General features: G+C 66.3%; 20 protein-coding genes and 1 tRNA gene. 5 read left to right on the top strand and 16 right to left on the bottom strand.

Annotated elements, in window-relative coordinates; genetic code table 11:
- Both Q331_RS0107355 and Q331_RS0107350 read right to left on the bottom strand, forming a co-directional pair.
- The coding region (locus Q331_RS0107355) for a transposase (RefSeq protein WP_026380152.1) at window positions 1-232 on the bottom strand (232 nt) is incomplete at its 3' end.
- A gap of 40 nt (window positions 233-272) precedes the next feature.
- Entirely contained in the window at window positions 273-467 is a 195-nt protein-coding gene (locus Q331_RS0107350) for a hypothetical protein (RefSeq protein ID WP_026380151.1), read from the bottom strand.
- A gap of 171 nt (window positions 468-638) precedes the next feature.
- On the opposite strand from Q331_RS0107350, the gene Q331_RS0107345 reads away from it, so the two are divergent.
- Both Q331_RS0107345 and Q331_RS0107340 read left to right on the top strand, forming a co-directional pair.
- Window positions 639-1370, top strand: coding sequence for a hypothetical protein (locus Q331_RS0107345; RefSeq protein WP_034491377.1), 732 nt, complete (start codon window positions 639-641; stop codon window positions 1368-1370).
- An 11-nt stretch (window positions 1371-1381) separates the two neighbouring features.
- Entirely contained in the window at window positions 1382-1636 is a 255-nt protein-coding gene (locus tag Q331_RS0107340) for a hypothetical protein (protein WP_026380149.1), read from the top strand.
- A gap of 41 nt (window positions 1637-1677) precedes the next feature.
- On the opposite strand, the gene Q331_RS0107335 is transcribed toward Q331_RS0107340, so the two are convergent.
- Both Q331_RS0107335 and Q331_RS0107330 read right to left on the bottom strand, forming a co-directional pair.
- Window positions 1678-2007 carry a hypothetical protein gene (locus Q331_RS0107335; protein ID WP_034491374.1) on the bottom strand — a complete coding sequence of 110 codons (330 nt, stop codon included), beginning with the start codon at window positions 2005-2007 and terminating at the stop codon, window positions 1678-1680.
- A 193-nt stretch (window positions 2008-2200) separates the two neighbouring features.
- A tRNA-Thr gene (locus Q331_RS0107330) sits at window positions 2201-2276 on the bottom strand.
- Between the two features lie 292 nt (window positions 2277-2568).
- Between Q331_RS0107330 and Q331_RS0107325 the strand changes: the two genes are divergently transcribed.
- A complete protein-coding gene (locus tag Q331_RS0107325) occupies window positions 2569-2973 on the top strand; it encodes a hypothetical protein (protein ID WP_026380147.1) in 405 nt (134 codons plus the stop codon).
- Between the two features lie 28 nt (window positions 2974-3001).
- Here Q331_RS0107325 and Q331_RS20465 read toward each other — a convergent pair whose 3' ends face one another.
- Window positions 3002-5155, bottom strand: a complete 2154-nt coding sequence (locus Q331_RS20465; protein ID WP_051630773.1) for a ComEC/Rec2 family competence protein — start codon at window positions 5153-5155, stop codon at window positions 3002-3004.
- Between the two features lie 137 nt (window positions 5156-5292).
- On the opposite strand from Q331_RS20465, the gene gltX reads away from it, so the two are divergent.
- Together gltX and gltA are read left to right on the top strand one after the other, a co-directional pair.
- Complete coding sequence (gene gltX / locus Q331_RS0107315; protein WP_026380146.1) at window positions 5293-6717, top strand: glutamate--tRNA ligase; 1425 nt, start codon at window positions 5293-5295, stop codon at window positions 6715-6717.
- Between the two features lie 198 nt (window positions 6718-6915).
- On the top strand, window positions 6916-8208 hold the full coding sequence (gene gltA / locus Q331_RS0107310; RefSeq protein WP_026380145.1) for a citrate synthase: 1293 nt from the start codon (window positions 6916-6918) through the stop codon (window positions 8206-8208).
- An 18-nt stretch (window positions 8209-8226) separates the two neighbouring features.
- On the opposite strand, the gene lpxB is transcribed toward gltA, so the two are convergent.
- From lpxB to frr, 11 genes are all read right to left on the bottom strand, one after another.
- Window positions 8227-9405, bottom strand: a complete 1179-nt coding sequence (gene lpxB / locus Q331_RS0107305) for a lipid-A-disaccharide synthase (protein ID WP_026380144.1) — start codon at window positions 9403-9405, stop codon at window positions 8227-8229.
- Complete coding sequence (locus Q331_RS0107300; protein ID WP_026380143.1) at window positions 9402-10259, bottom strand: LpxI family protein; 858 nt, start codon at window positions 10257-10259, stop codon at window positions 9402-9404. Before Q331_RS0107300 ends, lpxB begins: the two co-directional genes overlap by 4 nt.
- Before the next feature lie 5 nt (window positions 10260-10264).
- The gene (gene lpxA / locus Q331_RS0107295) at window positions 10265-11065 is read right to left on the bottom strand and encodes an acyl-ACP--UDP-N-acetylglucosamine O-acyltransferase (RefSeq protein ID WP_026380142.1); all 801 of its coding nucleotides are present in this window, start codon (window positions 11063-11065) and stop codon (window positions 10265-10267) included.
- A gap of 3 nt (window positions 11066-11068) precedes the next feature.
- Window positions 11069-11527, bottom strand: a complete 459-nt coding sequence (fabZ, locus tag Q331_RS0107290) for a 3-hydroxyacyl-ACP dehydratase FabZ (protein WP_026380141.1) — start codon at window positions 11525-11527, stop codon at window positions 11069-11071.
- 35 nt (window positions 11528-11562) lie between these two features.
- On the bottom strand, window positions 11563-12618 hold the full coding sequence (lpxD, locus tag Q331_RS0107285; RefSeq protein WP_026380140.1) for a UDP-3-O-(3-hydroxymyristoyl)glucosamine N-acyltransferase: 1056 nt from the start codon (window positions 12616-12618) through the stop codon (window positions 11563-11565).
- 45 nt (window positions 12619-12663) lie between these two features.
- Window positions 12664-14961: an outer membrane protein assembly factor BamA gene (gene bamA / locus Q331_RS0107280; protein WP_245615536.1), complete on the bottom strand. Its 2298-nt coding sequence runs from the start codon at window positions 14959-14961 to the stop codon at window positions 12664-12666.
- Between the two features lie 210 nt (window positions 14962-15171).
- Window positions 15172-16305 (bottom strand): RIP metalloprotease RseP, encoded by a 1134-nt coding sequence (gene rseP / locus Q331_RS0107275; protein WP_034491367.1) that lies wholly within the window; start codon window positions 16303-16305, stop codon window positions 15172-15174.
- Between the two features lie 342 nt (window positions 16306-16647).
- Entirely contained in the window at window positions 16648-17832 is a 1185-nt protein-coding gene (gene dxr, locus Q331_RS0107270; protein ID WP_245615534.1) for a 1-deoxy-D-xylulose-5-phosphate reductoisomerase, read from the bottom strand.
- A gap of 11 nt (window positions 17833-17843) precedes the next feature.
- Complete coding sequence (locus Q331_RS0107265; RefSeq protein WP_026380136.1) at window positions 17844-18665, bottom strand: phosphatidate cytidylyltransferase; 822 nt, start codon at window positions 18663-18665, stop codon at window positions 17844-17846.
- A gap of 79 nt (window positions 18666-18744) precedes the next feature.
- Window positions 18745-19500, bottom strand: coding sequence for an isoprenyl transferase (locus Q331_RS0107260; protein ID WP_051630771.1), 756 nt, complete (start codon window positions 19498-19500; stop codon window positions 18745-18747).
- A gap of 158 nt (window positions 19501-19658) precedes the next feature.
- Window positions 19659-20219, bottom strand: coding sequence for a ribosome recycling factor (frr, locus tag Q331_RS0107255; protein ID WP_026380134.1), 561 nt, complete (start codon window positions 20217-20219; stop codon window positions 19659-19661).
- Window positions 20220-20233 lie beyond the last annotated feature (14 nt).

Genomic DNA, 20233 nt, shown 5'->3' with positions numbered 1-20233 from the left:
CCCCCGCCAGCCGTTTCTTGCCGGCCTCGAGGAACTCCTTCGACCAGCTGTAGTAGAGGCTCGTCGCAATGCCTTCGCGCCGGCACAGCTCCGCGATGCTCTCCTCGCCACGCAGGCCCTCGAGCACGATACGGATCTTCTCCTCCGCCGAATGATGCTTGCGCGTGCGCCGACGGATGTCTTTCACGACACGATCGGCCGGCAGCTTGGGCGTTCCGGGTTTCTGTCTCATCTCCACTCCTTGGCGGTTACGATGAGCCAGAAACCCTCCTTTACGAAATCACCTCAGATGGCCCATGGGCGCTGATCCCGGACATGACGTGCCGGAGCCGCAGGTCACGCTCCGCTTCGACGACTGCATCGTCATAGAGAGCGAGCCAGCGCATCGCCCGGTCGACCTGCTGCCCATGCGGCATCTCGCTGTCGAGCCGCGCCGTGATCTCGCTCATATCTATATGGACGCCCATATCTCTCCCCGTTTCCTCAGGGAGAGGGTTCGGCGGCCGGGCGAGTGTCGCAAGCCGCCGGCGGATTTCCGCCGGCGCATTTGCAGCTTTCAGGCCGACAGCAAAATCTCCCGGGTGTCCGGGAGGGGCAGCAAGAACGCAGGCCCCGGGATGAAAAGTGGGAGATGAGCGATGAGAGGATTGTGGGCATCAATCGTCGCGGGCGTGAAAGCCGCCCTGAAAACGATGTGGCGGCAGTGCCAGCGCACGGGCCGCTGGATCCAGGAGGAGATCCTGGAGCCTGCTGATCGCATGATCGACGCCGGGCTGGCCGCCGGAGAGGACGCGCTGCGCGGCGCGGGACGCGGTGTCGGGACGCTGCTGGAGACTGTGGCGTCAGTGCCTGAGCGCGTCATGACGGCGCTGGTCGGCCGTCCCGGCGGCGCGGCTGTCGCGCCGGAGCCGGAGGCGGATGACGACGAGCGCGAGGAGGCGTCCTTCCAGAGGTACAGAGATCTCGTCGCGCAGGCGGAGGTCAGCACGCGGCAGACGGAACGTCTCCTGCGTGGCTCGCACCTCGGGCATCTGCAGGCGAGCCGGGGTGGAGCATGTGACGCTCTGATGCGGTATGCGGCCGCCACGCCAATCGAGCGGAGGTACATGCATCTCGACGCGATGCCGGTGGAAATGGCGGAGTGGACGCGCGGCCTGCTGCCGTCGGCTCTCAAGAGAATCTCGATGGCGGGCGGAGACCGCGTCTACGCGCATCTGACCGGAGAGCAGCGGCTTCCCGGTGTGCCGAATCCGCCGGATGATTGGCAGGAGGAGATCGACAAGGCCAGGGCCCGCGCCCGGGTGCCGGGATCGGAGCCTCGACCCGCCCCGGAGCCCGAGCCGACGGCGGCGTTCCGCTGCGCGATGTAAGGAGGACGCCGATGAGCAAACGGCAAATTCTTTCGGCCCTGCGCCGCAAGGGAATCGTGCCGATCGTCTGCACATACGATCGGCAGGCCACGCCGGGAGAGATGGTCAGCGGGTGGGAAATCTATCTCGACACGGAGACGGAAGACAAAATTCTTGATGCCGATGACAGCCTCACCCTGAGTGATCTCGACCCGGATGCGTCGACCGCGGCGGAGGCGCTTGCCTGGGTCGAGACCCTGCCCGACATCCGCGCCGCCGCGGCGTAGCGGACGGAAGCCCCGGGAGATGATCCCGGGGCTTCTTTCATTCATTCATCCGGGCAGTGATTTTCGATGTATCTGATGAGATGCCCGTTGTGTCGCCGGAGCGCCGCGATCTCGCGGTCCCGCTCCTGCACGGCAGTCGTCAGCATCTCGATCTGGTCGAGGAGCCGCCTGCCATGATCGGCGAAAGCGTCCGCTACGACCTCAGCGGACCTCGCCCGCTTCTGCTGCCGCCTCGCATGACGCATCCAGCCCGTCGCCGCTGCAGCCTCGTTTCTGTTCGCGGCGGCGTTTCGCACATCGTTCACGAGAGCGCCTGCCAGCATCCAGGCTGCCGTCTCCCCCGCTCCGATCACACTCCGATGTCCGCTCATGATCTCTGCTCCTCTGGACCGGCGGCCCGTCGTCTTACACATTCGGCATCAGAGATGTACGTACCGGAGTCCCGGGTCAACGGCGGGTCCCCGGGAAGACGATCGAATCGTAAATGGAGGCGGTGTTTTGTTGGCGGGACTGAAGGCCGATTTCTGGTCGATCCAAAAAACGTAGTCTTTTCAAGGCTGATTTTGGTGCCGGCTGAGGGACTCGAACCCCCGACCCCCTGATTACAAATCAGATGCTCTACCAACTGAGCTAAGCCGGCCGGCGCGCTGCGCGTTCAATGCCATATGGGCATGCTTTCCTTGCGCCTCCAGGCTCCCATGGTCAACTCCCGAAGCGGCGGTTCGTGGAGGAAGGCCGTCGGCTCCCCACCGGCATTGCCGCGGCAATCACGCACACAGGCAGGCACACCGGCCTCATGGCGCCGAAGCGATCGCAATTCCGGGCATCGAAACGAGCGCCCCCACCCGGCCCATGCGCCAGGGGACGCACGCCGCGAAGGCGCCGTATTCGGACAGCTATCATCGCGCCACCCGCCGAGGAAGGAGTGCACCATGCCAAGGATCGGATTTGGAGCCTATGCCGCCGCCGCCGTCGTTCTCTTAGGGCTCGCACTGCCCGCCGCCGCGCAGATGAAATCGGAAGTCCAATTCGAAGCCGGCAACGACAATGCCGCCGTCGAAGGCACGATCACGGGCGACGAGTACCGAGACTATATCCTGGGCGCGAAGGGCGGCCAGACGATGAGCGTTTCGCTGATCACCGAAGGCAGCGCCTTCTTCAACATCCTGCCGCCGGGCAGCGACAACGTCGCCATCTACAATGGCTCGACGGAAGGCGAGAATGCCTCCGTGGAGCTGCCCGAAGACGGCGACTACACGATCCGCGTCTATCTGATGGGCAACGACCGCGATAGCGGCGCAAGCGTGCCCTACACGGTTTCCGTCACCATCATGTAGCGATCATCGGGTCGCGCCCGGCCGCCTCCTAAAATGGCTCGCCCTGCCAAGGCCGGCGCATGGTCGGGCGCGCGGTCGCAAGTCGCCAGCCGGACGGCTCGGCGCCGCGCAGATACAACGCATGGGCGCCATGGGCGCTGAGGGCGGCGCGGTCGATCACCAACGGCGCGCGGCAATCGGGCGGGGCGGGCAACGCCGAGACGACGATAGCGGCCCTGGCGCAATCCTCCGCGAAGGCAAAGGGCGAGACGATGTGGGAAAGACGCGCCCCGCCCGCCAGCGTGAACAGGCACGCCATGTCATCGCAGGCAAATCCGGCATCGATGCGCCCGATGCTTGTCTGCTCGGTCTTAAGCCAGACATCGGCGAGATAGGAGCCGGCCCGCGCGCCCTCCACCCGCAGCGCGCCGTCGGGCCCGCGCGCGGCCACCGCCTTGCCGGTCTCATCGACGATGAGATCGGGATGGGCTGCGAGCACACCGGCGAGCAGGACGCCGCCGAACAGCGGAACGAGGCCGTAAAGACGCACAGGCGAGCGCCAGAGGCAGAGCCAGAGAAAGCCGGCCGTCATGACGAGCAGCGTCCAGGCCGGAAAAGGCGCGACGGCAAGGCTCGACCCCGGCAGTTCCGCCACCCAGGCGGCGACGGCAAGAACGCTCTCAATGCCGGCCGCCATCAAGGCGAGCGGAACCGGATCGAGACCGAAGGGCATGGAGAGGAGCGTCAAAAGCCCGGCCGGCATGACGAGGAGCGAGACGAGCGGCATCGCCAACAGATTGCCGAGAAGCGAATAGGCGGCGAAGCGGCCGAAATGGTAGGCGGCGAAGGGCGCGGTGGCGAGACCGGCAATCAGCGTCGTCAGCGCGATGGCGAAGACGGCCTTGAACGCGGCACCCGCCAGGCGCCCCGCCCATCCGGGCGGCTCGGCGAGCCGCTCCACCGGCCTCTCGCGCCAGGCCTCCCAGCCGGCGATCAAGGCGGCGACGGCGGCAAACGACATCTGAAAGCCCGGCTCCACGACGCTCTCAGGCTCCATCAGGACGGTGATGAAGGCGGCGATGGCGAGGTTGCGCAAGGACAGGGCCGGCCGGTCGAGGAGGATGGCGGTGAACATCACCGCGGCCATGATGAAGGCGCGGATGGTGGCGACGTTGCCGCCGGAAATGGCGAGATAGAAGGCGCCGACGGTAAGGGCGAGGAGCGCGGCGACCTTGCGCAGCGGCCAGTTGAGGGCGGCGGCCTGGGAAAGGGCGAGCAGCGCGCGCACCAGCCAGAAGGCCGTGCCGGCGATCAGCATCATGTGCAGGCCGGAAATCGCCAGGATATGGGCAAGGCCCGCAACGCGCAGCACCTCCGCCTCTTCCTCGCCGATCATGCCGCGCTCGCCGACAAGGAGCGCGGCGGCGATGGGGCCGGCCGGGCCCGGCACCGTGTCGAGGATGCGCTGGGCGATCGCCCGGCGAAAGGCGGCAAGCCGCACCAGGGGGCGAATGCCCGCCGGCGCGGCTTCGAGGCGAAAGGCGCCGAAGACGAAGCCGGCGGCGCCGATGCCCTGGAAGAAGGCCGCCCGGGCGGGATCGTAGCCGCCGGGCACGGCGGGGCCGGGCACCGGCGAAAGGCGAGCCCTGCCGCCAACGCGGGCGCCAAGCGGCGGCGGCTCGCCGCGGAAGGTCAGGCGGATGCGCTTCGGCGTTCTTTCCGGCGCCATGCCGGCGATGACAACGCGATCCAGAACCGCGCGCGGCGCGCGGCCGGCGCGCAGCTCCAGCTTGACGACGCGGCCGGAGATGTCGGCGCTGACCGCCCGCTGCAAGAGCGGGGCCTTGACCAGTTCCACCCGCAACTTGGCCGCGCTCGCGCCCGCAAGGAGCACGGCGAGGAGGAGAAAGAGCGAAAACGCCCCTCCCCGCCACCAGGCCGAGATCGCCAGGCCGGCAAAGACGCCGGTCGCCACGACGAGGCCGGCCAGCAGCGGCTCGCGCGGCAGGGCGAAATAGATGAGGGCCCCGACGCAGAAGGCGACGGCGAGGAAGAGAAAGCCGCGGCGCTCGTGAAGATCGCGGGCGAGGTGACGGGCAAGGCGCTGCAGATGGTCGCTCGCGCGCCATTGCCAGCGGCGCAGCCGGCCGGGCGGCAGGTAGCGGGAAAAGCCGCCCGACGCCGTCTGCGTGTGCTCACCCAATCCGCCCTCGGGCGCGCCCCCGATCACCCTTGCAAGCTCCCGGCGCTGTGGCTAGACCAGCCCATCCTAGCGCCGAGCCGGTCGCCCACCAATCGCTCCGGAAGCGCCAAAGAACCTCGACCATCCGCAGGCCACACATGCCCTCCCCCGTTACCCGCTTCGCCCCCTCGCCGACGGGGTTCCTCCATATCGGCGGCGCCCGCACCGCTCTGTTCAACTGGCTCTATGCGCGCGGGCGCGGCGGCAAGATGCTCTTGAGGATCGAAGACACGGACCGGGCGCGTTCCACCGAGGCGGCGATCACGGCCATCCTCGACGGCCTTTCCTGGCTCGGGCTCGACTGGGACGGCGAGCCGATCTCGCAATTCGGCCGCGCCGAGCGGCATGCGGAGGTGGCGCATCAGCTGCTTGAAAGCGGCCATGCCTATCGCTGCTACGCCTCGCAGGCGGAACTTGCCGAGATGCGCGAGAAGGCGCGCGCGGAAGGCCTGCCGCCGCGCTATGACGGGCGCTGGCGCGACCGCGATCCGGCCGAGGCGCCGGAGGACGTGAAGCCGGTCATCCGCATCAAGGCGCCGAAGGAGGGCGAGACGGTGGTCAGCGACCATGTGCAGGGCACGGTCGCCTTTCCCAACAAGGACCTCGACGATTTCGTCATCCTGCGCTACGACGGCACGCCGACCTACATGCTCGCCGTCGTCGTCGACGACCACGATATGGGCATCACCCATGTCATCCGCGGCGACGATCACCTGACCAACGCCGCCCGGCAGACGGCGATCTACCAGGCGCTCGGCTGGAAGGTGCCGGAATGGGCGCATATCCCGCTCATCCACGGGCCGGACGGGGCCAAGCTCTCCAAGCGCCACGGCGCGCTCGGCGTGGAGGCCTACCGCGCCATGGGCTATCTGCCGGAGGCGCTGCGCAACTATCTCGCCCGCCTCGGCTGGGCGCATGGCGACGAGGAGATCTTCTCCACCGAACAGGCGATGGAATGGTTCGACCTTGACGCCATCAACAAGGCGGCCGCCCGGTTCGATTTCGTCAAGCTGCAGAACCTCAACGGCCATTACATGCGCCAGGCCGAGGATGAGCGGCTCGTCGACGCCATGCTCGCCATCCTGCCGGAGATGGAAGCGCCGCCGGCAATCCCGCAAGAGCTCTCAAAGACGGAGCGCGGGCCCCTGATGATGTTGATGCCGGGCCTCAAGGAACGAGCGAAAACCCTTGTGGAACTTGCGCATTCGGCAGCGTTCCTTTTCGCGCAAAGACCCATCCCGCTGAACGAGAAAGCAGCAGCGATCCTCGATACGGAAGCGCGTTCGCGCCTCGCCCGGCTTGGAGACAAGCTCGCCGATGCGCCCTGGAGCGAGGCCGCGCTGGAGGAGACGGTGCGCGATTTCGCCGAGGCGGAAGGCGTCAAGCTCGGCAAGGTGGCGCAGCCGCTGCGCGCCGCCCTCACCGGCTCCAATTCCTCGCCCGGCATCTTCGAGGTCATGCTGGCGCTCGGCCATGAGGAAGCGCTCGGCAGGATCGCCGATCAGGCCAGCGACAAGCGCTAGCGCCGGCGGGGGCCGAGCTCCGCCTGCGGGCGGATGCGTCGTCATCGGCATGCGTTATCTTGCGGTGCAGCGCAAAAACCGATAGCAGTCTCGGCAGCCAAAACCACGGGGCAAGGGGTCTTTTCCGGGGGGAAAGCGCGACGACCCAGTGCGCGGAAGAAAAGGCCTCGTGTCGATCCATACCAGAAGGTGAAGTGTATGAGCGACTCGAAGGCGATCTTGAGCATCGGCAACGAAAGCTGGGAGTTCCCGGTCCGGCAGGGAACGATCGGGCCGGACGTCGTCGATATCGCGTCATTGTATCGCCAGACAGGTCGCTTCACCTACGATCCGGGCTTCACCTCCACGGCGGCGTGCGAATCCGACATCACCTATATCGACGGCGACGAAGGCACGCTCCTCTATCGGGGCTATCCGATCGAGCAGCTCGCCGAGCATGGCGACTTCCTGGAGACCTGTTACCTGCTGCTCTATGGCGAGCTGCCGACCAAGGCGCAGAAGGACGATTTCGACTACCGCGTCACCCACCACACGATGATCCACGAGCAGGTGTCGCGCTTCTTCGCCGGCTTCCGGCGCGACGCGCATCCGATGGCGATCATGTGCGGCGTCGTCGGGGCGCTGTCGGCCTTCTATCACGATTCAACCGATATCGCGGACCCCTACCAGCGCATGGTCGCCTCCCTGCGCATGATCGCCAAGATGCCGACGCTGGCGGCGATGGCCTACAAGTACCATATCGGCCAGCCCTTCGTTTATCCGAAGAACGATCTGGACTACTCCTCCAACTTCCTGCGCATGTGCTTCGCCGTTCCTTGCGAGGAATACGAGGTTGACCCGATTCTCTCGCGGGCGATGGACCGCATCTTCATCCTGCACGCCGATCACGAGCAGAACGCCTCCACCTCCACGGTAAGGCTTGCCGGCTCCTCCGGCGCCAACCCGTTCGCCTGCATCGCCGCGGGCATCGCCTGCCTGTGGGGTCCGGCGCATGGCGGCGCCAACGAGGCGGCGCTCAACATGCTGCAGGAGATCGGCACGCCCGACCGCATTCCGGAATTCATCGACCGCGCCAAGGACAGCAACGACCCGTTCCGCCTGATGGGCTTCGGGCACCGGGTCTACAAGAACTACGATCCGCGCGCGCGCATCATGCAGCGCACCTGCCACGAAGTGCTCAACGAGATCGGCGTCAAGGACGACCCGCTGCTCAACGTGGCGATGGAGCTGGAGAAGATCGCGCTCACCGACGAATACTTCCTGGAAAAGAAGCTCTATCCCAATATCGACTTCTATTCCGGCATCACGCTGAAGGCGCTCGGTTTTCCGACGACGATGTTCACCGTCCTCTTCGCGCTGGCGCGCACCGTCGGCTGGATCGCGCAGTGGAAGGAAATGATCGAGGATCCGAGCCAGCGCATCGGCCGCCCGCGCCAGCTCTATACCGGCGCGACAAGCCGCGATTACGTCGACATCTCCGAACGTTCGTAATCCCCGGCCGGCCCGCTGTCAGAGCGCGGCCGGCCTTTTTCCGCCCTCAGCGTAGCGCAGAACGATCTCCGCCGCCCGCGCGCTCGGGGTGCGCTCGTCCGTCGCCTCCATGACGGCATCGAGGCGGTGAAAGGCCCGCAGCTGCGCCTGGCGGGCCGGGCCGTCGGCGAGAAGCGGCAGAAGACGCTCCGCCAACACCTCCGGCGGGCCCTCGTCGTCGATGAATTCCGGCACCGCGTTCTCATCCAGCACCAGATTGGCGAGGACGATGGAGGGCACGCGCAACAGCCATCTGAAGCGCCGCGAGACGGCATCGACGCGGTAGGCGACGACCATCGGCACGCCGGCAAGGGCAAGTTCCAGCGTCACCGTGCCGGAAGCGGCGAGCGCGGCATGGGCGCGGCGGAAGGCGGAGAGCTTTTGCGCCTCCCCGACGACGATCTCCGGCCTGACCTGCCAGCGGGCGGCACGCGCCTCGATCTCGGCGGCGAGATGGCGAACCGCCGGCAGGACGAAGTGCGCCTTCGGCCTGGCGCGCGCGATCCTCGCCACGGTCTCGCCGAACGGCTCCATCAGGCGCTTGACCTCGCTGTGCCGGCTGCCGGGAAGGACGAGAACGAGCGGGGCTTCATCGAGCGCGCCGCGCTCGCCGGGAGCGGGGCGGATGCGGCCGGTATGCTCGATCAGCGGGTGGCCGACATAGGTGCAAGGCGGGCCTTTCAGGCGCGCATGCACTTCCGGCTCGAAGGGAAGCAGCGCCAGCACATGATCGACATAGCGGGTCATGCGCGGCGCCCGGCCCGGATTCCAGGCCCAGACGGAGGGCGAGACGTAGTTGAGCACCGGCACATCCGGCAGGCGTTTCACCACCCGCTGCGCGACGGAATGGGTGAAGCCGGGACTGTCGATGATGACGAGCGCGTCGGGCTTTGCCTCGGCGATATGGGCGGCGGTCTGACGGATGCGGTAGAGGATGCGCGGCAGCCGCGGCAGCACCGCCGTCAGCCCCATGACGGAAACATCGGAGACCGGAAAAAGGCTCTTGATGCCGGTCTCCTGCATCGCCTCGCCGGCGACGCCGAAGAACTCTGTGTCCGGCCGGCGCCGGCGGATCGCCTTGATGAGACCCGCCCCCAGATGATCGCCAGAAGCCTCGCCGACGACAAGCGCGATACGAAGGGGACGAGACCGGCTCACCGACGCGTCCGAATGCCGTAGAGGAACAGCCGCGCCTTGCGGAACGCGGAGAACGTCTCCTGCCGTCCGGCCAGCATGGAGCGGCCGGCCTCGCAGGCCACCCCGTCGAGGCCCGCCGCCAAGGCGCGCTCGGCCGTTTCCGGTCCGATCGTGGGAATATCGAGGCGCGGATCCTGGTTCGGCTTCATGCATTTGACGAGGATGCCGCCATGGCCCGGGATGCGACGCGCGGCACGCATCTCGCCGATGCGCTCCAAAAGCCCGTTGGTGCCCTCCGCCCCTTCCAGCGCGACGACGCGGCCGCCTGAGGCGACGGCCGCCTGACCGATATCGAGCTCGCCAATCATGCGAGCCGCCTCCACCGCCCGGGCGAGCTCCTCCTCGTCCAGCGCCGCCTTTCCCTCCACGACCAGCCCGGCCGGGCAGGCAAGCTCGGGCGCCACCGAAAGCGGATCGATGAGACGGATGCCGTGCTCCTCGAAAATGCTCGCCGCAGCGGAAAGGGCGCTGTTGTCGCCGCCGGCGCGCAGGATCTGGAAGATCCGCGGCATCAACCGGATGGCACCGAAATCGGGCCTCAACTCCTTCAGCTCCGGCCGCTTGACGGCGCCGACGAAGACGGCCTCCTTGCAGCCATTGTCCTTCAACAGGCGCTCCAGCCGGCCCGCCTCGCCCCAGCGCACCGGAAAGACCGGAAAGTCGGCCGCGCCCTTAATCCCGGCTTGCGCCTCGCCAGCGAGCGGGAACAGAACCGGGCGGCGCCCCGCGCGCGCCGCCGCCTCCGCCAGAAGCTGCGGCAGCCGACCACCTCCCGCCAGGATCGCAAGCGGTGCCCCTGGCGCGCTCTCGACCATCCGAATCAGACCTCGCGCGCCCCGCGCGGCGTGCAGATGGCGCGGTCGCCGCCTTCGCGGATGAAGGAGACGATGCGCTGAACATGCACGTCGTCCGGAAAGGCGGACTCCACGTCGTTGAGACGCTCCTTCAGCGTGCCCTCCTGGGCAAAGAGCAGGCGATAGGCGCGGCGCAGCGCGTGAATGGCCTCACGCTCAAAACCGCGGCGCTTCAGCCCGACGATATTGAGCCCGCCGAGATTGGCACGATTGCCGAGCGCCAAGCCGAAGGGAATGAGGTCGTTTTCCACCCCGGACATGCCCCCTACGAAAGCATGGGCGCCGATGCGCACGAACTGGTGCACCGCCGCGCCACCGCCGATGATGGCACAATCGTCGATCGTCACATGACCGCCGAGCAGGACGTGATTGACCAGGATGACGTCGTTGCCGATGACGCAATCATGGGCGACATGGGCGCCGACGAGAAGCATGCAGCGATCGCCGATGCGGGTGACGAGGCCGCCGCCGCGCGTGCCGGGATTGATGGTCGCATGCTCGCGGATGGTGCAATCGGAACCGATCTCAAGCCGGCTCTCCTCGCCCTCGTACTTCTTGTCCTGCGGCGGGGAGCCGATCGCGGCGAAGGGAAAGACGGTGCTGCCGGCCCCGATGGAGGTGGTGCCTTCGACAACGACATGAGAGCGCAGGCACACGCCGCCGGCCAGCTTGACGCGAGGACCGACGACGCAGAATGGGCCGATCTCGACGTCCTCGGCCAGCTCGGCCTCGTCCGCGACGACCGCGGTCGGATGAATGGAGGTCACGCGCTACTCGTCGAGAACCATGGCGCTGACCTGCGCCTCGGCCACCTTCTTGCCGTCCACCTCCGCGGAGGCGGCGTATTTCCAGATCGTGCCGCGGCGCTTCATCTTGGTCACGTGATACTCCACCGTGTCGCCGGGAATGACCGGATGACGGAACTTCGCCTTGTCGATGGTCATGAAGAAGACACGCTTGGGAACCTTGGTCTCCGAAGCGAGCACGCACAGCGCCGCCGCGGTCTGCGCCATGCCCTCGATGATGAGCACGCCGGGCATGATCGGATAGGCGGGGAAATGGCCCTGGAAATGCGGTTCATTCATGGTGACGTTCTTGATGCCCACACCGCTCTCGTCGCCTCGGATATCGCGGATGCGGTCGACCATCAGAAACGGATAGCGGTGCGGCAGCGCCTCCAAAATGGCGTGGATGTCTGCTGCTTCCAGCCGCGTCGGCATCTCGTTCATCGAATTCTCCGGTACCGGCTGCCCGGCGGGCGCCGTCACTCCTTCTCGTTTAGCCCAAGTTCACGCCGTGCAATGCGCCGCAGAACCGTTTCCTCGCGGAACCAGTCCTTGACCGCCCGCGCCGGCACGCCGCCCCAGCGCACACCAGGCGGCACGTCGCCATGAACGACGCTCATCGACGCGATCTGGGCACCATCACCGATCGCGACATGCCCGTTTATGCCGGTTTTTCCGCCAATCGCAACAAAATCACCCAGCCTGGCAGAGCCGGAAATCCCTACCTGCGCAACGATGACGCAATGGCGACCGATCTCCACGTTATGGCCGATCTGAACCTGGTTATCGATCTTCGTCCCCTCGCCGATCACCGTATCGCGGTTGGCGCCGCGGTCGATGGTGGTGGCCGCGCCGATCTCCACATCGTCCTGGATGACGACGCGGCCGATCTGCGCCACCTTCATATGCCCCTGCGGGCCCATGGCGAAACCGAAGCCGTCCTGGCCGACCTGCACGCCGGGATGCAGCTGCACGCGGTCGCCGATGAGGGCGTGCTGAACGGTGGCATTCGGGCCGATGCGACAATCGCGTCCGATGGCGACGGCTCGCCCGACGACGCTTCCGGCGCCAATCACGGTGCCGCGGCCGATCTCCGCCAGCGGGCCGACGACGGCGCCGGGCTCCACCCGCACGCCTTCTTCCAGCCGGGCGCTGGGATGCACATGGCCGGCAATCAGCGCATCCTCGCCGGCAGAGGCGAAGGCGCTCGGAGCGGTCGCTTCGGGAAAGGCGGCGGCCAGAAGCCTGGCATAGGCGCGGTAGGGCTCGGCAGCCTCCAAGAGCATCACCGCCTCAGGCACCTTGGAGGCGTATTTGGCCGCGCACAGGCAGGCGCTCGCCCGCGTCTTGTCGAGATGACGGGCGTATTTGGGATTGTCGAGGAAGGTGAGATCGCCCTCCCCGGCAAGCTCGATGGGAGCGAAACCGGTCACCTTCGCGGCCGGGTCGCCCCGCCTCAGCTCCGCCCCGGCAAGACGTGCGGCCTCCTCAAGGCGCAGGCCCGAGAAAGGCGGTAAGAAGCGCGATCTATCCATGGAACCCACGAAAAGCTCGGCCGGCCCGATGGCCGGCCAAGAGGATCAGAAGCGCGTGCCGCCGCCAATGCGGAAGAACTGCTCCTTGTCGTAGCTCTCCGCGGTCAGCACGTAGGCGAAGTCCGCGCGGATCGGGCCAAGCGGCGAGGCCCAGAGCAGCGAGGCGCCGACCGAGGAGCGGAGCGAGGCATCGTCGTTCACCGTCACGCCGGGAATGTTGCCCGCATCGGTATCCCAGGCCGTGCCAGCATCGGCGAAGAGACCGGCGCGCAGCCCGAGCTCGCGCGGCAGCAGCGGGAACGGGAAGACCACCTCCGCCGTGCCAGCCACATAGAAGTTGGCACCCAGCGCATCGCCGGTGACGGCATCGCGCGGGCCGAAGCCGGAGGGCTCGAAGCCGCGCACCGTCTCACCGCCCTTATAGAAGGCGTCCAAGAGGCGCACATCGTCGCTGAGCCCGGTGATGTGACCACCCTGGAACTTCACCATGCCGACCACTTCCTGGTCGATCCACAGCTCGCGATAGGCGGCCGCCGTGAAGGTGGAGCGCAGGAAGGTGACGTCGCCGCCAATGCCGGTGAATTCCTGCGAGAACTGGGCGTAGAAGCCGTCGCGCGGGTCACGGCGCTGATCGAGCGAATCGTAGATGAGGTTCCACACCGCCGAGGACAGGATAGCCTCGCCCTCCGCCTGGCAGATGGCCCGCGAAACGGGGCAGCTGGCGAGCGTGCTGGTGTTCCTGTTCCAGCCAGGCACGTCGATGTTCTGCTCTTCGATCCTGTAGCCGAGCTGGACGACGAAGTTCTCCGTGATCGGCAGGCCGAAGGTGATCCCGCCGCCGGTCGTCTGGTAGTCGTAGGAGCGGTAGTCGCTCTCCTCGTAGTTCTTGCGGTAGACGTTGAAGCCCGCGGAGACGCGCCGCCCCAGGAAATAGGGGTCGGTGAAGGCGAACTCGTAGGTCTGCGAATACTGGCCACCGCCGATCGCCGCGCGCACGTAGTAGCCGCGACCGAGGAAGTTGCGCTCCGTCAAGGAGACGTCGCCGAGAATACCCTCGCTGGTGGAATAGCCGGCGCCGAAGGAGAACTCGCCGGTCGCCTTCTCCTCCACAAGGACGGTGACGATGACGCGGTCCGGCGCGCTGCCCGGCTCGGCCCCGATCTCCACCTTCTCAAAATAGTTGAGATTGCGAAGCCGACGCTCGGCGCGGTCGATGAGAACCCGATTATAGGCATCGCCCTCGGCAATATCGAATTCACGACGGATGACGTAGTCGCGCGTGCGGTCGTTGCCGCTGATCTCGATGCGCTCGATATAGGCGCGCGGGCCCTCGTCGACGATATAGGTAACGCTGATGGTGCGGTTGACGGGATCGCGGTCGATGCGCGGGCGCACCTGGGCGAAGGCGTAGCCGGAACCTGCGAGTTCGATGGTGATCGCCTCCATCGACTTCTCGACGGCCTCGCTGGAATAGATGTCGCCCTCATCGCTCACCGTCAGACGCATCAGCCGTCCCGTATCGAGGCCGGGAATGATGGTGTCAATGCCGATGGAGCCGAAGCGATACTGCTCGCCCTCCTCGATCGTGTAGGTGACGAAGAAGGCGTTGCGCTCGCGGTCCAGGTCGGCCACCGCCGAGATGACGGCCAAATCGGCATAGCCGCGATTGAGATAGAAGCGCCGCAGCCGCTCCTCGTCGGCCGCCAGCTTGTCCGGGTCATAGGAATCGCTGGAGCGCAGGAAGCTGAGCAGGCCGCTCTCGCGCATCTGCACGACGTTGCGCAGCCGGCCGTCGCTGTAGCTCTTGTTGCCGATGAAGGTGATGCGCGCGACGCCGGTCTTCGGGCCCTCGGAGATCTCGTAGACGAGGTTCACGCGATTGGACGGCAGCTTGATGATCTTGGGGGTCACGGAGCCCTGGAAGCGGCCGGCGCGACGATAGAGCTCAAGGATACGCTGGACGTCGGTCTGCACCTTGGCGCGCGTGAAAACACCGCGCGGCTTGGAGGTGACGGCGCTTTCCAGCTGCTCGTCCTTGTACTTCTTGTTCCCCTCAAAGCTGATCTTGTTGATGATCGGGTTCTCTTCCACGCTCACCACGAGCGTGCCGCCGCGCTGCACGATCTGCACGTCGGAGAACAGGCCCGTCTCGAACAGGGCCTTCAGCGATTCATCGACATCGGCAGCGGTGAAGCTGCGTCCCGGCTTGACGAGAACGTAGGCGCGGATGGTCTCGGCATCGACGCGCTCATTGCCTTGAACGGCGACGGAGCTCACCACCGCCGCCTGAGCCGGCGTGACACTCATCTGCGCCAGGAGAAGAGCCGCTCCGATAACGGCCATCACCATAAGGGCCCTGACGCGGACCAATCCCGCCAACGAATTATATCTCATGTGCCGTTTGCCCGGTCTCTTGTGTGCGGAGAATGCCCAAAACGCTTAGGGCGCCGCGGATTCGCATCGCCCGTATCGCAATCTTTCCGGAGCCGTGCAACCGGACAGGGGCTGGCGTGAGGTGTTTTTGCCCGTCAAGTGGCTATTCGGCAACGACGCTCAAATGCCCGTCATTCTTACGATATCGTTGAACGTGACGAGCACGAACAACATGATGACGAGGGCAAGGCCGATGCGAAAGCCCATCTCCTGCGCGCGCGCCCCGAGCGGGCGCCCGCGCGCCGCTTCGATGCCGTAGAAAACCAGGTGGCCGCCATCGAGCATGGGCACCGGGAAGAGGTTGAGAAGGCCGATGCTGACCGACAAGATGCCGACGAGGTGAATGAGGCCGACGACCCCGCCGGAAGAGGCCACGACGCCGGAGACCTGCGCCACCCGCAGGGGACCGCTGAGCTGATCGGCCGTTTCCTGGCCGGAGACCAGACGCCCGACATAGGTCAGCGTGCGCTCGATGATGACATAGGTCTCCTTGACGCCCTCGCCGACGGCATCGATCGGACCATAGCGCTGCAACCGCCTTTCGGCCTGACGCGACACGCCAAGCACGCCGATGCGCTGCGTGCCGCCGAGACCGTCCGGAATCTCCTGACGCCTGGGCGTGGCAATGAGGTCCATCTCGGCGCCGTCGCGCTCCACGGTGAAGGTCAGCGTCTCGTCAGAAGCCAGCGCCACGACACGCTGCACATCGGTGAAGGTGGACATCGCCTTGCCGTCGATGGCGAGGATGGTGTCGCCGGGCCGGAAGCCCGCCTCCTCCGCGGCGCTGCCGGGATTGACGACTTCCACGATAGGCGTGGTGACGGGTTTGCCGACGATGCCGAAGATGCCGGCGAAGATCGCAATGGCGAGCAGGAAGTTGGCGAAGGGCCCGGCCGCCACGACGAGAGCGCGCTGCCAGACCGGCGCGAAATGAAACAGGCCCTTGCGCTCGGCCGGCGGCGTCTCCTCCAGCATCTCCGCATCGGGAATGGAGGCGCCGTTCTCGTCGCCGACGAATTTGACATAGCCGCCGAGCGGGATGGCACTGAAGCGCCAGCGCGTGCCTTGCCGGTCGAAGAAGCCGAAAAGCTCGCGTCCGAAACCGATGGAGAAGGTGGCCACCTTGATGCCGCACCAGCGGGCAACGAGGAAATGGCCAAGCTCGTGCACGAAGACGACGACTGTCAGGACGATCAGCGCCGGCACCGCATAGCCGATCACGACGCTGCCGGTGGAGCTCAGATATTCCAGCATCAGCTCGGCTTTCCTTCCTTCTCGGCGACAGACTGCAAGTCGGCCGGATACGCTAACATAGGGTACTAAGTCGTGAACGCACCCACGGCAGGCAAATGGTATCGGCGGATTTTTCCCGGCACCAGGCGCGAAGAGGCAGGAAATGCCGGCATCTCCGAGCCTTCACCACGATATCGCGGGTTTAAACCGCCATATCCCTCCATGCAGAAAAAAGGGAATGCGAAACGGCCGCAAGCCGCCTTGCGGCGCCCCTGGAGCGGGCATCGGCGCGGCGCCCCCGCGCCGCCCCTTGGCCGCTCCTTTGCATCCTCTTGCCGTTTCAGCCGCCATTTTAGCAGCCTGCTAGGCGGCCTCCGTCAGACGCAGCTTGGCCAATTGCCGCGCCCGCCCATCGAGCGCCAGCGCCGTCTCGACGCTTTCCGGCTCGTGCAGCAGGCCGGCCCTGTCGGCGGCTTCCAGCACCTCCTCCACGAGGGCCGGGATCGCCATGAAGGATATCTGACGTCCCAGGAAGCCGGCAACGGCAACCTCGTTGGCCGCATTCAGCACCGTCGTGGAGCCCCCGCCCCGCGCCAATGCCTCACGCGCGATGCGCAAGGCGGGGAAACGCTGCATGTCCGGCTTTTCGAAGGACAGCGTGCCGATCTCGGCAAGATCAAGATGGCTGGTCGCCGTCTCCGCACGCTCCGGCCAGTTGAGGCAATAGGCGATAGGCCGGCGCATATCGGGCGCACCGAGCTCGCCATGCCAGGAGCCGTCGCGGAAGACGATGAAGGCGTGCACCTTCGATTGCGGATGGATGAGGACGTCGAGCTGCTCCGGCGGAAAGGCGAAAAGGTGATGCGCCTCAATGAGCTCCAGGCCCTTGTTCATCAAGGTTGCCGAATCGATGGTGATCTTCGGGCCCATCGACCAGGTGGGATGGCACAGCGCCTCCTCCACGGTGACCCGCGCCAGATCTGCCGCGCTTCTGGCCCGGAAAGGGCCGCCGGAAGCCGTGAGGACGAGCTTGTCGATGGCCGCCGGATCGTGGCCGGCGAGGAGCTGGTGAATGGCGTTGTGCTCCGAATCGACCGGCAGGATGCGCACGCCCATCTGGCGCGCCAGCGCCATGAAGGCGGCGCCGGCGCAAATAAGGCATTCCTTGTTGGCAAGCGCCACATCGTTGCCGGCGCGAATCCCGGCAGCCGTCGGAGCAACGCCCGCCGCGCCGACGATCGCCGAGATCAGCCTGTCGACCGGAAGGGCCGCCGCCTCGCAGACAGCCTCCTCGCCGGCCGCAACGTCGATCCCGGTGCCGGCGAGCGCTTCCTTGAGGGCGCGATAGCTTCCGACATCGCGGATGACCGCCATCTCGGCGCCCAGCCGCCGGGCCACGGCAGCAAGCTCGGCCACCTTGGTGCCGGCGGTGACGGCGCGGACCCTGAAACGCGCGCCGGCGCCGAGCCGCCGGTCGCGCTCCAGGATATCGGCGGCGCTCTCGCCTATCGAGCCGGTCGCGCCGAGGATGGATACGGTGCTTTGCAAGGCTACGGTTCTCAGCCGGGAAGCGGCTCGCTAAGGCCCATGAAGGCGAGGATGACGGCCGCTATGGCGGCCGCATACAGCCCGTCGACACGATCCATGAAGCCTCCGTGGCCGGGTATGAGGTTGCCGGTATCCTTCACGCCGAAACGTCGCTTCAGCCAGGATTCTCCAAGGTCGCCGGCCTGGGCGGCAAGCGACAGGACCACAGCGGCGAAAATGGCGGCAACCAGACCCGCCCGGGTGAAGAGCGCGAAGACGATGCCGGTCATCACCGCGGCGCCAAGGCCGATGAGCGCCCCGGAGATCGTCTTGGAGGGCGAAATCCCGGGGGCCAGCTTCTGCCCGCCGAGCGACCTGCCGCCGAAGAAGGCGCTGATGTCGGTGACCCAGACGATCAGAAAGACGAAAAAGATCGCCAAGAGGCCTACTTCGGGATCGGCGCGCAGCGCCAGGAGCGCGGCGCTCGGCAGTCCGGCATAAAGCACGCCCAGGGCAAGCCATCGTGGGCGCCGATCGGCAGCGGGATCTTCCAGCCCTTCCTCAAAGACGATCGTGCCACTGCTGATCATCGGGATCGTCAAGAGCGGCAGCAGCAGCAAGATCACCGCTCCCCAGAAGAAGCCCCCCGTGGCGATGACGAGAGCGAAGGCCATCAAGGCGCCCATGCCGATACGCCAGGCGAGCGGCGTCTCGGCGCCGGTCATGCGGGTGAATTCCACGTAAACGATAGCGGCGAGCGCGAGAATCAGCGCCAGAAACCAGACGCCGCCCAGCCATGCGGGAATGATGGCGAGCGGCAACAGAAGCAGGGCAGAGATGGTGCGGATCTGCACCTCCCGTGGGGAGCGCGGAGGTTCCCCTGTCGACGAACCCGTCGTCGACGTCTCTTGCGTTGCAGCCGTTTGCGTCTCTTCAACCATGAAAAAGCCCTCCGAATCGACGTTCGCGGCTATGGAATTCAGCGATCGCCGCATCGAACTCGGTTTCATCGAAATCAGGCCAGCAGACGGGCAAGAAGACGAATTCGGTGTAGGCGAGCTGCCACAGCAGGAAATTGGAGATCCGCGCCTCGCCGGAGGTGCGGATCAGAAGATCGGGATCGCAGATCCCGGCGGTATCGAGGTGCTCCTCGAAGATGCGCTCGTTGACATCGGCCGGGTCGATGGCGCCGGCGAGCATCTTCTCCCCGACCAGCCGCGCGGCACGCACGAGTTCGTCGCGGCCACCGTAATTGAAGGCGACCTGCAAGGTCAGGCCTTGATTGGCGGCCGTCTCGCTCTCCGCCTCGCGCACCAGATCGCCGATATCGGGCGGCAGGCCCTCGCGGCGCCCAATCACCTTGATCCTGACGCCGTTGGCCTTCAGCTCGGCCAGGTCGTTGCGGATGAAGAAACGCAGGAGGTTGAAGAGATCCTCCACCTCCGACTTCGGCCGCGACCAATTCTCCGAGGAAAAGGTGAAAAGGGTCAGGGCCTTGACACCCCGCCTGCCGGCATGGCGCACGGTGCGGCGAACCGCCTCCACGCCTCGCCGGTGGCCCTCGATCCGCGGCAGGCCGCGCGCTGCCGCCCAGCGGCCATTACCATCCATGATAATGGCCACATGAACGGGTATCTCGCCGCCGGATTCGGTGAGCGGCAACGATTCGATCTGCGCTACCTTGCCCATCACCTTCCCTGCCGCCTCTCCAGGCGCATTCAACGCCTGATGGTAGAGCGATTCTCGCCCCGATGGGGTCTTTCTTTGCCGCACCGCAGAGGCGGCCTATCAAGCTGCCGCGGCCGAGGCAGGCCTCCCTGTTGTCGCAGCGGGAGCCCGGCCGCCCGTCAGACCTGCATGATCTCCTTTTCCTTCTGGGCGAGCATCTCGTCGATCGCGACAATATGCTCGTCCGTCAGGCTCTGGATGCGCTCGCCCTCGACGCGGCTCTCGTCCTGGCTGACGCCGCCTTCCTTCTCGTGCTTCTTCAAGGCTTCCATGCCGTCGCGGCGCACATGGCGCACCGCCACACGCGCGCTTTCGGCATATTTGTGCGCGACCTTGACCATTTCCTGACGACGCTCAGCGTTCAACTCCGGAATCGGGATGCGCAACAGATTGCCCTCCACGATCGGGTTGAGGCCGAGATTGGCATCGCGAATGGCCCGGTCCACGGCGCCGACGAGCGACTGATCCCAGACCTGGACGGAAAGCATGCGCGGCTCCGGCACGCTGACGGTGCCAAGCTGGGAGATCGGCATCTGCGAACCATAGGCCGAGGCCGTGATCGGATCGAGCAGCTGCGGCGATGCGCGACCGGTGCGCAGGCCGGAAAGCTCGGTACGCAGAACCGAAACCGCCCCGTCCATGCGCCGCTTCAGATCCTTAAAATCTACCCCAGAACTCATATGTCTTCCCCCGG

Source organism: Afifella pfennigii DSM 17143, assembly GCF_000688515.1.
GTDB classification, from domain to species: domain Bacteria; phylum Pseudomonadota; class Alphaproteobacteria; order Rhizobiales; family Afifellaceae; genus Afifella; species Afifella pfennigii.
The sequence above is the reverse complement of the archived record's forward strand: the minus strand, read 5'-3'. Positions and strand labels throughout refer to the sequence as shown.

Bases quoted from the DNA above. Each gene is read 5' to 3' on its own strand.
- Q331_RS0107260 (WP_051630771.1), bottom strand. From the start codon at position 19,500: ATGGGCAAGGTAGCGCAGATCGAATCGTTGCCGCTCACCGAATCCGGC.
- bamA (WP_245615536.1), bottom strand. From the start codon at position 14,961: ATGGCCGTTATCGGAGCGGCTCTTCTCCTGGCGCAGATGAGTGTCACG.
- Q331_RS0107350 (WP_026380151.1), bottom strand. From the start codon at position 467: ATGGGCGTCCATATAGATATGAGCGAGATCACGGCGCGGCTCGACAGC.
- gltX (WP_026380146.1), top strand. From the start codon at position 5,293: ATGCCCTCCCCCGTTACCCGCTTCGCCCCCTCGCCGACGGGGTTCCTC.
- gltA (WP_026380145.1), top strand. From the start codon at position 6,916: ATGAGCGACTCGAAGGCGATCTTGAGCATCGGCAACGAAAGCTGGGAG.
- lpxD (WP_026380140.1), bottom strand. From the start codon at position 12,618: ATGGATAGATCGCGCTTCTTACCGCCTTTCTCGGGCCTGCGCCTTGAG.
- rseP (WP_034491367.1), bottom strand. From the start codon at position 16,305: ATGCTGGAATATCTGAGCTCCACCGGCAGCGTCGTGATCGGCTATGCG.
- Q331_RS0107300 (WP_026380143.1), bottom strand. From the start codon at position 10,259: ATGGTCGAGAGCGCGCCAGGGGCACCGCTTGCGATCCTGGCGGGAGGT.
- Q331_RS0107325 (WP_026380147.1), top strand. From the start codon at position 2,569: ATGCCAAGGATCGGATTTGGAGCCTATGCCGCCGCCGCCGTCGTTCTC.
- Q331_RS0107345 (WP_034491377.1), top strand. From the start codon at position 639: ATGAGAGGATTGTGGGCATCAATCGTCGCGGGCGTGAAAGCCGCCCTG.
- Q331_RS0107340 (WP_026380149.1), top strand. From the start codon at position 1,382: ATGAGCAAACGGCAAATTCTTTCGGCCCTGCGCCGCAAGGGAATCGTG.
- frr (WP_026380134.1), bottom strand. From the start codon at position 20,219: ATGAGTTCTGGGGTAGATTTTAAGGATCTGAAGCGGCGCATGGACGGG.
- fabZ (WP_026380141.1), bottom strand. From the start codon at position 11,527: ATGAACGAGATGCCGACGCGGCTGGAAGCAGCAGACATCCACGCCATT.
- Q331_RS0107335 (WP_034491374.1), bottom strand. From the start codon at position 2,007: ATGAGCGGACATCGGAGTGTGATCGGAGCGGGGGAGACGGCAGCCTGG.